General features: G+C 66.2%; 12 protein-coding genes. 11 read left to right on the top strand and 1 reads right to left on the bottom strand.

Annotated elements, in window-relative coordinates; all coding sequences use genetic code 11:
• Positions 1–6 precede the first annotated feature (6 nt).
• The 11 genes from OKW45_RS31695 to OKW45_RS31745 all read left to right on the top strand — a co-directional run bounded on the left by OKW45_RS31695 (position 7) and on the right by OKW45_RS31745 (position 11,551).
• On the top strand, positions 7–894 hold the full coding sequence (locus OKW45_RS31695; protein WP_429472914.1) for a sensor histidine kinase: 888 nt from the start codon (positions 7–9) through the stop codon (positions 892–894).
• Between the two features lie 10 nt (positions 895–904).
• Positions 905–1,561: a response regulator transcription factor RqpR gene (gene rqpR, locus OKW45_RS31700; RefSeq protein ID WP_429472915.1), complete on the top strand. Its 657-nt coding sequence runs from the start codon at positions 905–907 to the stop codon at positions 1,559–1,561.
• Between the two features lie 256 nt (positions 1,562–1,817).
• A complete protein-coding gene (gene bcaP / locus OKW45_RS31705) occupies positions 1,818–3,209 on the top strand; it encodes a branched-chain amino acid transporter BcaP (protein ID WP_429472916.1) in 1,392 nt (463 codons plus the stop codon).
• Between the two features lie 471 nt (positions 3,210–3,680).
• Complete coding sequence (locus tag OKW45_RS31710) at positions 3,681–4,202, top strand: (2Fe-2S)-binding protein (RefSeq protein WP_018419132.1); 522 nt, start codon at positions 3,681–3,683, stop codon at positions 4,200–4,202.
• A 10-nt stretch (positions 4,203–4,212) separates the two neighbouring features.
• Positions 4,213–6,594 (top strand): xanthine dehydrogenase family protein molybdopterin-binding subunit, encoded by a 2,382-nt coding sequence (locus tag OKW45_RS31715; protein ID WP_429472917.1) that lies wholly within the window; start codon positions 4,213–4,215, stop codon positions 6,592–6,594.
• A 28-nt stretch (positions 6,595–6,622) separates the two neighbouring features.
• Positions 6,623–7,420 carry an FAD binding domain-containing protein gene (locus tag OKW45_RS31720; protein ID WP_429472918.1) on the top strand — a complete coding sequence of 266 codons (798 nt, stop codon included), beginning with the start codon at positions 6,623–6,625 and terminating at the stop codon, positions 7,418–7,420.
• Between the two features lie 167 nt (positions 7,421–7,587).
• Positions 7,588–8,469: an AAA family ATPase gene (locus OKW45_RS31725; protein ID WP_090802637.1), complete on the top strand. Its 882-nt coding sequence runs from the start codon at positions 7,588–7,590 to the stop codon at positions 8,467–8,469.
• A gap of 11 nt (positions 8,470–8,480) precedes the next feature.
• A complete protein-coding gene (locus OKW45_RS31730; protein ID WP_429472919.1) occupies positions 8,481–9,746 on the top strand; it encodes a vWA domain-containing protein in 1,266 nt (421 codons plus the stop codon).
• On the top strand, positions 9,737–10,351 hold the full coding sequence (locus OKW45_RS31735; protein ID WP_429472920.1) for an SRPBCC family protein: 615 nt from the start codon (positions 9,737–9,739) through the stop codon (positions 10,349–10,351). The genes OKW45_RS31730 and OKW45_RS31735 overlap by 10 nt, the downstream gene beginning before the upstream one ends.
• Entirely contained in the window at positions 10,324–11,346 is a 1,023-nt protein-coding gene (locus OKW45_RS31740) for an XdhC family protein (RefSeq protein WP_429472921.1), read from the top strand. Before OKW45_RS31735 ends, OKW45_RS31740 begins: the two co-directional genes overlap by 28 nt.
• 40 nt (positions 11,347–11,386) lie before the next feature.
• Positions 11,387–11,551, top strand: a complete 165-nt coding sequence (locus OKW45_RS31745; RefSeq protein WP_429472922.1) for a hypothetical protein — start codon at positions 11,387–11,389, stop codon at positions 11,549–11,551.
• 11 nt (positions 11,552–11,562) lie between these two features.
• On the opposite strand, the gene OKW45_RS31750 is transcribed toward OKW45_RS31745, so the two are convergent.
• Positions 11,563–12,609, bottom strand: coding sequence for a serine/threonine protein kinase (locus OKW45_RS31750; protein ID WP_429472923.1), 1,047 nt, complete (start codon positions 12,607–12,609; stop codon positions 11,563–11,565).
• Between the last annotated feature and the right edge of the window lie 110 nt (positions 12,610–12,719).

A 12,719-nucleotide genomic window follows, 5' to 3' on the forward strand; every position in this document is an offset into this window, starting at 1 on the left:
AAATTCATGGATACGTCGACCGCCGTCCCGTTCAACGCTGCGCTGGCTTCGTCCGCGCAGCGTGATGGCTTCGACATGCCATCGCTCGCCGCGCGCGAGATCGAGCGGCTGCGCGCGCGGGTACGCGAGCTGTCGGCCGAATTGGTCGATGCGCAGGAAAGCGTGCGCCGTCATGTCGCGCGCGAGCTGCACGACGGCGTCGGCGCCGAGCTGACTGCGACGCGCTTCGCGCTCGCCGGCATCGAAACCTGGCTGCCCGCCGACGCGCCGCCGCAATGCGCGGCCGCGCTCGCGGTCGCGAATCGGTCGCTCGACGCCGTGCAGGCGGCAAATCGCGACGCCATCGCGCAACTGCACGCGCCGTCGTTCGAGACAGGCCTCGCCGGCGCGCTGGAGTGCTGGGCCCGCGACTTCTCCATGCGCACCGGCTTGCGCACCACCTTCACCTGCAGCGTCGACGCGCGGCTCGCGCGCCTGCCCGCCGATGCCGCGCTCGGCGTGTTCCGCGTCGCGCAGGAAGCGCTGAACAACGTCGCGAAGCACGCGCGCGCGACCTGCGCCGAGCTGCGCGTCGAAACCGGTGCGCGTCATCTGAGGCTCCTCGTCAGCGACGATGGCATCGGCCTGCCGCGCGGCGCGCGCGAACGCGGTGGTCAGAAAAAAACGGGCGATCATTTCGGCCTCGCCGGCATGCAGGCGCGCTGCGCCGCATTCGACGGCACGCTGCGAATCAGCGCGAGGCGCACGAGCGCCGGTCATGGCGGGGACAGCGGCACTGGCAACAACGGCGCCATCCCCCCGCGCGGCACCCTGATCCAGGCCCGCTTCGCGTGGCACGCGCTGCTCGCGGCCGCCCCAACGCCGCGCGCCGCACGGCGCGCGCTTCAATCGTGAGCCCGCGACCATGAGCCTGCGCATCCTGATCGTCGAAGATCACGCGGTGGTTCGCCAGGGCGTTCGCCAGCTGCTGCTCGATCGCGGCGTCGCGCGCGAGGTCGCCGAAGCGCAAAGCGGCTCCGAAGCGCTCGACCTGGTCGTCCACCAGTGCTTCGACGTCGTGCTGCTCGACATTTCGCTGCCCGACATGAATGGCGTCGAGGTGCTCAAGCGCCTGAAGCGCAAGGCGCCGCGCGTCGCGGTGCTGATGTTCTCGATGTACCGCGAGGACCAGTATGCGGTGCGCGCGCTCAAAGCCGGCGCGTCCGGCTATCTGTCGAAGACGGTCGATGCCGCGCAGATGATCGGCGCGATCCAGCAGGTCGCGGCGGGCCGCAAGTACGTGAGCCCCGCGATGGCCGAGGCGCTCGCCGACTACGTGTCGTTCGACGGCGAGCAGTTGCCGCACGAAAAGCTGTCCGATCGGGAGTACCAGACGCTGTGCATGCTCGCGTCAGGCAAACGTCTCACCGATATCGCGGCCGCGTTGTCGCTGTCGGTGAAGACGGTCAGCGTGTACCGCACGCGGCTGCTCGACAAGATGAAGCTGCGCAACAACGCCGAGCTGACCTTCTATGTAATGAGCAACCGCCTCGTCGATCTGAACCCCGCGATGGCGGGCTAGCCCAGCAGACGCCGCCAGCCGTGCCCGCGGCGTTGCGCCGCGGTCGTCCGATCGTGGCGCCGGCGCAAACGGAAAGATTCCATCCTCATCGATTGACTATTCAGTAAATAGCTTCACCTCCTGGCGGGAGTTTCCGCCCATCGCCTTGGCCCAGAAGACGCCGCGCGGACCGGCCCGGCGACACGCATCCGCTAGAATCGCGGGTTTTCCCGACATTCGGCGCGCAACACGCGTGCACCACTGGAGACCCACGCCAATGTCCCTGTTTCGCAAAAAGAGCGTCGAGCACATGCTTGCGGCGAGCGCTCAGACCGCCGGCCTGAAAAAGGCGCTGGGCGCGCTCGACCTGACTTTCCTCGGCGTCGGCGCCATCATCGGCACCGGCATCTTCGTGCTGACCGGCACGGGCGCCTTACAGGCCGGCCCCGGGCTGATGATCTCGTTCCTGATCGCGGCGATCGCCTGCGGCTTCGCCGCGCTCGCCTACGCTGAATTCGCATCGACGATTCCGGTCGCCGGTTCGATCTACACGTACTCGTACGCGACGCTCGGCGAGCTGGCCGCGTGGATCATCGGCTGGGACCTGATGCTCGAGTACGGGCTCGCGACCTCGGCGGTGTCGGTCGGCTGGTCCGGCTATCTGCAGTCGCTGCTGTCGGGCTTCGGCGTGTCGCTGCCGATGGCGCTGACCGCGGCCCCCGGCGCCGTCCCCGGACACGAAACGCTGTTCAACCTGCCCGCCTTCCTCGTGATGATGGCGATCACCACGCTGCTGTCGCTCGGCGTGCGCGAATCCGCGCGAATCAACAACATCATGGTTGCGATCAAGGTCGTCGTCGTGCTGCTCGTGATCGGTGTCGGCGTGTTTCACGTCACGCCGGCCAACTGGCACCCGTTCATGCCTCACGGCTGGAGCGGCGTGTTCGGCGCGGCTGCGGTGATGTTCTTCGCGTTCATCGGCTTCGACTCGGTGTCGTCGGCGGCCGAAGAAGTGAAGAATCCGAAGCGCGACCTTCCGATCGGCATCATCGCGTCGCTCGGCGTGTGCGCGGTGCTGTATGTGGCCGTGGCCGCGGTCGTCACCGGCATCGTGCCGTCCGGGAAGTTCATGGGCATTTCGCACCCGGTGTCGTACGCGCTGCAACTCGCGGGGCAGAACTGGGTCGCGGGCTTCATCGACCTCGGCGCCGTGCTGGGCATGCTGACCGTGATTCTCGTGATGGCCTACGGTCAGACGAGGGTGATCTTCGCGATGTCGCGCGACGGCCTGCTGCCCGCGAAGCTGTCGAAAGTGCATCCGCGTTTCGCGACGCCGTTCTTCACGACGTGGCTCGTCGGTATCTTCTTCGGCCTGATCGGCGCGCTGGTGCCGCTCAATGTGTTGGCCGAGCTGATCAATATCGGCACGCTCGCGGCGTTCTCGATGGTGTCGATCGCGGTGCTCGTGCTGCGCAAGACGCACCCGGAGCTGCCGCGCGCGTTCCGTTGCCCTGGCGTGCCGGTCGTGCCGGTGCTCGCGGTCGCATCGTGCCTGTTCCTGATGCTGAATCTGCAAGGCATCACGTGGGGCGCGTTCGTGATCTGGCTGCTGATCGGCATGGTCATCTATTTCGGCTACTCGCGCCGTCATTCGAAACTGGCAAAGTAATGCGGCGCCGTTTCGATGAAGCCACGCCAATGAGCTGAATGCTCGCGAGCGTGGCCTCGCTTTCCGCTGATCTATCGATGCGCCCCGTCATGCTCCGCAGACGGGGCGCTTGTCTTTGCGGCGTCCCATTCCGTGGCCGCCATGCTCTCTTCGTGCGCTCGCGCGCGGCGACACACTTCCCCTCATAGCGCGCCCGCGCGATTTGTGCTTTACTTTTCGGCAGACTTGTAAAACCCGTAGTACCCTCATCGGACCCAGCGAATCGAAGTCAGCACGCAGTCGAAGCAAAGCAGAGGGCAATAACAATCACAGGTCCGGTCTCACCCACAGCAACAATCTTGCATGGGATCGTGGTCTGCGCCGAGGCAGGGATCGATACGCCAACGCGCTCGCTCCGATCAATCGCGATAAACGCATGGGACCGCAGTAAGCGCCGAAGCGCTAACTGCGGTCGACAAAGGAGACAGCTTCATGGCGATCAGCATCAGTCTGACGGTCAATGGCGCGCCCGTGAGCGCCTCAGTCGACCCTGGCACCCTGCTTGTCCAGTTCCTGCGCGATCAACTCCGTCTGACCGGCACCCATGTCGGCTGCGATACGGCGCAATGCGGCGCCTGCACCGTGCATCTGAACGGCCGCGCGATCAAGTCCTGCAACATCCTCGCCGCGCAAGCCGATGGCGCCGAGGTCACGACCATCGAAGGGCTCGCGCACAACGGCGCGCTGCATCCGATGCAGGCCGCGTTCAAACACTGTCACGGTCTGCAATGCGGCTTCTGCACGCCGGGCATGGTGATGAACGCGGTGTCGCTGGTGCAGCGTCAACCCGATCTGACGGGCGACGAGGTGCGCGAGCAGCTCGACGGCAACCTATGCCGCTGCACGGGCTATCACAACATCGTCAAGGCCGTGCTCGAGGGCGCCGCGGGTATGAAGTCCGCCGCATCGAGCGCATCTGCCGGCGCGAATGCCGCCGGCGCAACCGCCGCTTGAGGAGCCGACGATGAACGCACCCGATACACAGAGCCTGATTGGCGCCGCCGTCGAACGCAAGGAAGACTATCGCTTCCTGACCGGCAAAGGCCAGTACACCGACGACATCGTGCTGCCGCAGCAAACCTACGCGGTGTTCCTGCGCTCGCCGCACGCGCACGCGAAGATCAGAAGCATCGACACGAGCGCGGCCAAACAGTCGCCGGGCGTGATCGCGATCTTCACCGGCGCGGATCTCGCCGCCGAGAACGTCGGCGGACTGCCGTGCGGCTGGCTGATCCACAGCACCGATGGCAAGCCGATGAACGAGCCGCCGCATCCGGTGATCGCGCATACGAAGGCACGGCACGTGGGCGATCAGGTCGCGCTCGTGATCGCTGAATCGATCAAGGCGGCGAAAGATGCGGCCGAACTGATCGAAGTCGATTACGAAGAACTGCCGGCCGTCGTCGATACCGCGCATGCGGCCGACCCGGGTCAAGCGGCCGTGCACGACGAAGTGCCCGACAACGTCTGCTACAACTGGGGCCACGGCGACAAGGCCGCGACCGACGCCGCGTTCGCGAAAGCCGCGCACGTGACCACGCTCGATATAGTCAACAACCGCCTCGTGCCGAACGCGATCGAACCGCGCGCGGTCAACGCGAACTATTCGGCGCAGGACGACAGCTACACGCTGTACGTCGCGAATCAGAACCCGCACGTCGAGCGGCTGCTGATGGCCGCGTTCGTGCTGTCGCTGCCGGAATCGAAGCTGCGCGTGATCGCGCCGGACGTCGGCGGCGGCTTCGGCTCGAAGATCTTCCTGTACGCCGAAGACGTCGCGCTCACCTGGGCGTCGAAGAAGATCGGCCGGCCGGTCAAATGGACGGCCGAGCGCTCCGAGGCGTTCCTTTCCGACGCGCACGGCCGCGATCACGTGACCAAAGCCGAGCTTGCGCTGGACGCCGACGGCAAGTTCCTCGCGATGCGCGTGCATACAATCGCGAACATGGGCGCGTATCTGTCGACGTTCGCGTCGAGCGTGCCGACGATCCTGTACGCGACGCTGCTCGCCGGCCAATATGCGACGCCCGCGATCTACGCGGAAGTGAAGGCCGTCTTCACCAACACCGTTCCCGTCGATGCGTATCGCGGCGCGGGCCGGCCGGAAGCGACGTTCGTCGTCGAGCGTCTGGTCGAAGCCGCGGCGCGCGAGATGAAGCTCGACCCCGCGGAAATCCGCCGCCGCAATTTCATCACCCAATTCCCGTACGCGACGCCGGTCGGCCTCACCTATGACACCGGCGACTACAACGCGATCCTGTCGCGCGCGCTGACGCTCGCGGACGTCGAGGGCTTCGCCGCACGCCGGCAGGAATCCGAAAAGAACGGCAAGCGCCGCGGCCTCGGCTACTCGTGCTACATCGAGGCATGCGGTCTCGCACCGTCGAACATCGCGGGCGCGCTCGGCGCGCGCGCGGGCCTGTTCGAAGTCGGCCAGATTCGCGTGCACCCGACCGGTTCGGTGACCGTGTTCACGGGCTCGCATAGTCACGGCCAGGGCCATGAGACGACCTTCGCGCAGGTGGTCGCGGATCGCCTCGGCATTCCGCTCGAAAGCGTCGAGATCGTGCACGGCGACACCGGCCGCATCGCGTTCGGCATGGGCACGTATGGTTCGCGTTCGATCGCGGTCGGCGGCTCGGCCATCTCGAAGGCCCTCGACAAGATCGAAGCAAAGGCGAAGAAGATCGCCGCGCATCTGCTCGAAGCGTCGGCTGAAGACATCGAGTTCAAGAACGGCGTGTTCCGCGTCGCGGGCACCGACCGCACCAAGGCGTTCGCGGAAATCTCGCTCGCCGCGTACGTCCCGCACAACTATCCGCTCGACGTGCTCGAACCGGGGCTCGAAGAAAGCGCGTTCTACGATCCGACCAACTTCACGTATCCGTCGGGCGCGTATATCTGCGAGATCGAAGTCGATCCGGACACCGGCGTCTCCCGCATCCAGCAGTTCACCGCGGTCGACGATTTTGGCAACGTGATCAATCCGATGATCGTCGAAGGTCAGGTGCATGGCGGGCTCGGGCAAGGCATCGGCCAGGCGATGCTCGAGCGCTGCGTGTACGACAACGACAGCGGCCAGTTGCTGTCCGGCTCTTACATGGACTACGCGATGCCGCATGCCTCAGACCTGCCCGACTTCACGGTCGAAACGTCGAAGGGCACGCCGTGCACCCACAATCCGCTCGGCGTCAAAGGCTGCGGCGAAGCGGGCGCGATCGGCTCGCCGCCGGCCGTGATCAACGCGATCATCGACGCGCTCGCGCCGCTTGGCGTGACCAATCTGCAGATGCCGGCCACACCGCATCGCGTGTGGTCCGCGATTCAAGCGGCGAAGCAAGCCTGACCCAACGATCCTGAGCGGAGCATTCGACATGTATTCATTCGAGTATCAACGCGCGACGGATCCGCAAGCGGCCGCCGCAGCCCTCACCGCCGACAGCGACGCGAAGTTCCTCGCCGGCGGCCAGAGCCTTCTGCCGACGATGCGCCTGCGTCTCGCGCAGCCGTCGCAACTGATCGACGTGACGCGCATTCCCGCGCTCAAGACGATCACCGTCGACGCCAACACGGTGACGATCGGCGCAGCCGTCTGTCACGCGGACGTCGCCGAACACGCGGACGTGCGGCGCGTGTTGCCCGCGCTCGCGGAGCTGGCCGAGAATATCGGCGATCGCCAGGTGCGCGCGCTCGGCACGATCGGCGGCTCGCTCGCGAACAACGACCCGGCCGCGTGCTACCCGGCGGCGGCGATGGGCCTCGATGCGACGATCGTCACGGACCGGCGGCGCATCACGTCAGGCGATTTCTTCGTCGGCATGTACGAGACCGCGCTCGCGCCCGACGAGCTGATCGTCGCCGTCGAGTTTCCGGTGCCCGAGCGTGCCGCATACGAGAAATTCCGCAATCCGGCCTCGCACTTCGCGCTGGTCGGCGTGTTCGTCGCGAAGTCCGCGAGCGGCGTGCGAGTTGCGGTAACGGGTGCGGCGGCGTCGGTATTTCGCGTGCCCGAGCTCGAAAGCGCGCTGTCGGCGAACTTCACGCCCGAGGCGGCGCGTGCAGTGAGCGTATCGCCCGACGAGCTGAACGACGACATGCACGCGAGCGCCGCGTATCGCGCGCATCTGATTCCGGTGCTCGCCGCGCGCGCGGTCACGAAGGCAAATGCCTAGCGATCCGCGCTGAGCCGTCCGGCTTGCCGCGCCCACACCACGGCGCGCGCAAGCCGGCTTCATTCACTTCGCGAGCCGGCGCGACGGTTCGACGCCGGGCTCGCGGCCATTGCGTTCTTCACACGCGTCACGCTTGCCATGGCCTGTCGCACAGATTCAGGACCACCATGCAGCCGGCTTCGATCGACGACACCCTCGCCCAGCTCGCCGCCCAACGCTATTTCGCGAGCCGCGAGCTCGCGACCGCACTGTATCTCGCGCTGCGCATGGAGCGGCCGTTGTTCGTCGAAGGCGAGCCGGGTGTCGGCAAAACCGAGCTCGCGAAAGCCGCGGCGGGCATGCTCGGCACCACGTTGCTGCGGCTGCAATGCTATGAAGGCCTCGACACCGCGAGCGCGCTTTACGAATGGGACTACCCTCGCCAGATCATGGCGCTTCGGCTTGCCGAAGCGAGCGGCGAGCGCCCCGACAACGACACGCTGTATCGCGGCGAATTCCTGCTGAAGCGTCCGCTTCTGCAGGCGTTGATGCCCGACGAAAACCATCCCGGCGCGCGGCGCGTGCTGCTGATCGACGAAATCGACCGCGCCGACGAACCGTTCGAGGCATTCCTGCTCGAACTCCTTTCGGATTTCCAGGTATCGATTCCCGAATACGGCACCGTGCGCGCGACGCAGCCGCCGCTCGTCATCATGACGTCGAACCGCACGCGCGAAGTTCACGACGCGTTGAAGCGCCGCTGTCTGTATCAATGGATTGGCTATCCGGACCGCGATCGCGAACTGGAGATCGTCGCCGCGCGCGCGCCGCAAACGTCGGCGCAATTGCAGCGGCGCGCGGTCGACTTCGTGCATCGGCTGCGCGGCATGGATCTGTTCAAGGCGCCCGGCATCGCCGAGACGATCGACTGGTGCCGCGCGCTCGAAGCGCTGTCGGTCACGGAGCTCGATCCGCAATCGGTGCAGAACACGCTCGGCGTGCTGCTCAAGTATCAGGACGATCTCGCGCGTGTGGATGCCGCGCAGATCGCGCAGTGTCTGTCCGGGTGAGGGTGATTGGCATGACGAACGGAACCGGCTCTGGCAGGCTCGACGACACGAACCAGCACACTGCGCCCACGCTCGCGCGCAACGTCGTCCATTTCGTGCGCGTGCTGCGCGGCGCCGGCTTGCCGATGTCGCCCGCACAAGCAGTCGACGCACTCGCCGCGTTGCAGTGGATCGACCTCGGCCGCCGCGACGACGTGCACGCCGCGCTTGCCGCGCTGCTCGTCACCGCACCCGACGAACGCGAACTCTTCAATGCCGCGTTCGATCTCTTCTGGCGCGACCCCGATTGGGAAGGCAAGCTGCGCGCGCTGCTGCTGCCGAAAGTGCGCGACGGGCTGCCACCGCCGAAGCGCAACAACCGTCTCGCCGATGCGCTCGCGGTACGCCTGCCACCGTCGCCGCATCTGAATGCGCCGCGGGAAACCGAGCAGCACGAGTTGCATGCGCAGTTGACGTTCAGCGCGGAAGAGCGGCTGCGTCATCGCGATTTCGACACGCTGAACGCCGACGAATGGCGCACGCTGCGTCATCTGATTCGTGGCCAGCGGCTGCCGCTCGCAACCGAATCGACGCGGCGCCTGAAGGCGGCATCGCACGGCACGCATGCGGACTTGCGCGCGAGCGCGCGGCATGCGGTGCGCGCCGGTGGCGACTGGACCGTGTGGAAGTATCGCAAGAGGGTCGAGCGCAAACCGCCGCTCGTGCTGCTGCTCGACATTTCCGGCTCGATGAGCAACTACTCGCGCGCGGTGCTCTACTTTTGCCACGCGTTGTTGCAGTCGCGCGAACGTCTGCAGGTGTTTCTGTTCGGCACGCGGCTCACGAACGCGACGCGCGCATTGCGCGAACGCGATCCGGACGTCGCGATCGCGACGCTCAGCGACCAGGTGGTCGACTGGTCGGGCGGCACGCGCATCGGCGCGGCGCTCGCCGAGTTCAACCGACGCTGGGCGCGCCGCGTGCTCACTGGTCGTGCGACGGTGCTGCTCGTCACCGACGGTCTCGATCACGAAGCGATCGACGTGCTCGATACCGAAATGGCGCGCCTCGCACGCTTCGCGCATCGCATCGTGTGGCTCAATCCGCTGCTGCGGTTCAGCGGCTTTACTCCGAAGGCGCGCGGCGTGCAGGCGATCCTGCCGTATGTCGACGCGCATCGTCCGGTTCATAATCTAGACAGTCTCGCAGCGTTCGGCCACGATCTCGCGCAACTGACACGCGCGCCTCGCCACGCCGTCGCCGCGACGACACTCGCAGGAGCAACGTCATGGAATTGAGCGAAACTCATACGCTGCCGGTCGCGCAGCAGCAAACCTGGGACGCGTTGAACGACACCGAGATTCTGCGCGCTTGCATTCCCGGCTGCGAAAGCATCGACCCGGACGGCGAAAACGCGTACCTGGTCACGCTGAGCGCGGCGGTCGGCCCGGTCAAGGCGCGCTTCAAGGGGCGCATGCAACTGACCGATATCGACGCGCCGAACACCTACACCATTGTGTTCGAAGGCCAGGGCGGCGCCGCGGGTTTTGCCAAGGGCAACACGCATGTCACGCTCGAAGCCGACGGCGATGCCGCGACGAAGCTCTCTTACACCGCCAATGCGCAGGTCGGCGGCAAGCTCGCGCAGATCGGCTCGCGGCTCGTCGACGGTGCAGCGCGCAAGATTGCGGGGGAGTTTTTCAAGCGCTTGAGCGTCCAGCTCTCGGGAGACAATAGCGCTCATGAAACAGCGGAAGGCGACGCCCCGGTGCATACCGAAACCGAAGCCGAAGCCGCATCCGCCTCCGAGCAAACGGAATCGAACGAGGCCGCGGACGGCGAGTCCGGCGGCGAAGCAAAGAAAGGGAAGAAATCATGGACAGCGTGGATCTCGAAGTTCTGAAAACCAGCGCCCGCTGGCTGGCGGACGGACATCGTGCGCTCCTGGTGACGGTCGTGAAGACGTGGGGCTCGTCGCCGCGTCCCGAGGGCGCGACGCTCGCGGTGCGCGACGACGGCCTCGTGGTGGGCTCGGTGTCGGGCGGCTGCATCGAAGACGATCTGATCGATCGCGTGCGGCAACGGGGCATCGAGCAGACACATCCGGAGGCGGTGAAGTACGGCATCACGGCCGAGGAAGCACATCGCTTCGGCCTGCCGTGCGGCGGCACGATCCAGCTCGTGCTCGAACCGTTGGCACGGCAAAGCGGCATCGCCGAGCTGTGTCACGCGGTCGAAAATGGCCGGCTCGTCGCGCGCGAACTCGACATGACGACGGGCGCGGTTCGGCTCGACAACGCACAGGCGACCGACGGCGTGCATTTCGACGGTGAGCGTCTGTTGACGATCCACGGGCCGCGCTACCGGATGCTAGTGATCGGCGCCGGGCAGTTGTCTCGCTACCTGTGTCATATCGCGGTGGGGCTCGATTATCAGGTGACGGTCTGCGATCCGCGCGAGGAATACACCGAGGAATGGGACGTGCCGGGCACGAAGATCGTGCGCACGATGCCGGACGATACCGTGATCGACATGAAGCTCGACGAGCGCTGCGCGGTAATCGCGCTCACGCACGATCCGAAGCTCGACGATCTCGCGCTGATGGAAGCATTGAAGACGCCGGCGTTTTATGTCGGCGCGCTCGGCTCGCGCAGGAACAATCAGGCGCGACGCGAGCGCCTGAAGGAGTTCGATCTGAACGAAGCCGAACTGGCCCGCTTGCATGGACCTGTCGGCATTTATATCGGCAGCAGGACGCCCCCCGAGATCGCGGTGTCGATTCTGGCGGAGGTGACGGCGGCGAAAAATGGCGTGTCGCTGCCGACGCTATTGCAGGTCGAAGGCGCGAAGGCCGCGCGGGAGATTGCGGCGTCGGGTGGCGCCGCTTGCAGCGTGTAGCCCGCCGACATCACGCAATCCGCGTAGGAACGTGGTCACGATGACGCGCGACGGCGCCACCCATTTCGACAGCGACGTCTGCACGCCCGACGTTTTCACGCGCATGCGTCCCGCGATCGAAGCGATTGGGCGGGACGTGCGCGCGGAGGTGATCGTCAGATCGACGTTGGTGGAGTCGTCGAATGTGGTGTCGCAGGCGCCTTGACCGTCAGGACGTCAAACCGGCCACAACGGCCCTTCCTGCATCGCGCCGATCTGCTCGCGCATCTCGAGGATGCGATCTTCCCAGTAGCGCTGCGTGTTGAACCACGGAAACGCGGCCGGAAACGCCGGATCGTTCCAGCGGCGCGCGAGCCATGCCTGATAGTGAATCAGCCGCAACGTGCGCAGCGCTTCGATCAGATACAGCTCGCGCGGCTCGAATTCGCAGAAATCCTCGTACCCGGCGAGCAGATCGGTCAGCGCGCGCGACGCCTCCGCACGCTCGCCCGGCAGCAGCAGCCACAGATCCTGAATCGCGGGCCCCATGCGGCTGTCGTCGAAATCGACGAAATGCGGGCCCGCGTCGGTCCACAGCACGTTGCTCGGATGACAGTCGCCGTGCAGACGCAGCCCGCGAATCTCGCCAGCCCGCTCGAACGCGCACGCGACGCCTTCGAGCGCGAGATTCACGACGGTTTCCCACGCGGTGCGCAGATCGTCGGGAACGAAACGGTGCGCGAGCAGGAAGTCGCGCGGCTCGTAGCCGAACGTGTGGATGTTTAGCGTGGGACGCTCTGCGTAGTCCTGGGTCTGCCCGATCGCATGAATGCGTCCGATGAAACGCCCCAGCCATTCCAGCGTGTCGCGCCGGTCGAGATCCGGCGCGCGACCGCCGCGTCGCTCGAAGACCGAAAAGCGGAAGCCGTCGAAGCTATGCAGCGTGCGGCCGTCGAGCACGCGCGCGGGCACGGCTGGGATCTCGCGCGCGGCGAGTTCGGCGACGAACGCGTGCTCTTCGAGAATCGCCGCGTCGCTCCAGCGCTCGGGGCGATAGAACTTCGCGACCACGGGCGGACCGTCTTCGACGCCGACCTGATACACGCGATTTTCGTAGCTGTTGAGCGGCAGCAGACGGCCGTCGGTACGCACGCCGGTCGTTGCGAGCACGCCGTCGATCGCGTCGAGCACGGTTTCCGGCGTGAGCCGCGCGAATGGCACGGCGCCATCGGCGCCGGCCTCGGGATAGGAATTGTCGGGAATGGTGTCGTTCATGCCCCGCATTGTGCGCCGCGCCGCGGGTAAAGACGAGGGCGGCGACTCGCAATGCGTCCGTGGCATCGCTAGAAATACGGGCTGATCTGGGACGCGCCGTGAATCGTCGCGCGCATCGG

Origin of the sequence: Paraburkholderia lebeckiae, from assembly GCF_050436225.1 — a bacterium.
Classification (GTDB): Bacteria; Pseudomonadota; Gammaproteobacteria; order Burkholderiales; family Burkholderiaceae; genus Paraburkholderia; species Paraburkholderia tuberum.

Excerpts from the sequence above, each read along its gene's own strand:
- bcaP (WP_429472916.1), top strand. The coding sequence starts at position 1,818 with ATGTCCCTGTTTCGCAAAAAGAGCGTCGAGCACATGCTTGCGGCGAGC.
- OKW45_RS31730 (WP_429472919.1), top strand. The coding sequence starts at position 8,481 with ATGACGAACGGAACCGGCTCTGGCAGGCTCGACGACACGAACCAGCAC.
- OKW45_RS31725 (WP_090802637.1), top strand. The coding sequence starts at position 7,588 with ATGCAGCCGGCTTCGATCGACGACACCCTCGCCCAGCTCGCCGCCCAA.
- OKW45_RS31710 (WP_018419132.1), top strand. The coding sequence starts at position 3,681 with ATGGCGATCAGCATCAGTCTGACGGTCAATGGCGCGCCCGTGAGCGCC.
- rqpR (WP_429472915.1), top strand. The coding sequence starts at position 905 with ATGAGCCTGCGCATCCTGATCGTCGAAGATCACGCGGTGGTTCGCCAG.
- OKW45_RS31750 (WP_429472923.1), bottom strand. The coding sequence starts at position 12,609 with ATGCGGGGCATGAACGACACCATTCCCGACAATTCCTATCCCGAGGCC.
- OKW45_RS31715 (WP_429472917.1), top strand. The coding sequence starts at position 4,213 with ATGAACGCACCCGATACACAGAGCCTGATTGGCGCCGCCGTCGAACGC.
- OKW45_RS31735 (WP_429472920.1), top strand. The coding sequence starts at position 9,737 with ATGGAATTGAGCGAAACTCATACGCTGCCGGTCGCGCAGCAGCAAACC.
- OKW45_RS31720 (WP_429472918.1), top strand. The coding sequence starts at position 6,623 with ATGTATTCATTCGAGTATCAACGCGCGACGGATCCGCAAGCGGCCGCC.
- OKW45_RS31745 (WP_429472922.1), top strand. The coding sequence starts at position 11,387 with ATGACGCGCGACGGCGCCACCCATTTCGACAGCGACGTCTGCACGCCC.
- OKW45_RS31740 (WP_429472921.1), top strand. The coding sequence starts at position 10,324 with ATGGACAGCGTGGATCTCGAAGTTCTGAAAACCAGCGCCCGCTGGCTG.
- OKW45_RS31695 (WP_429472914.1), top strand. The coding sequence starts at position 7 with ATGGATACGTCGACCGCCGTCCCGTTCAACGCTGCGCTGGCTTCGTCC.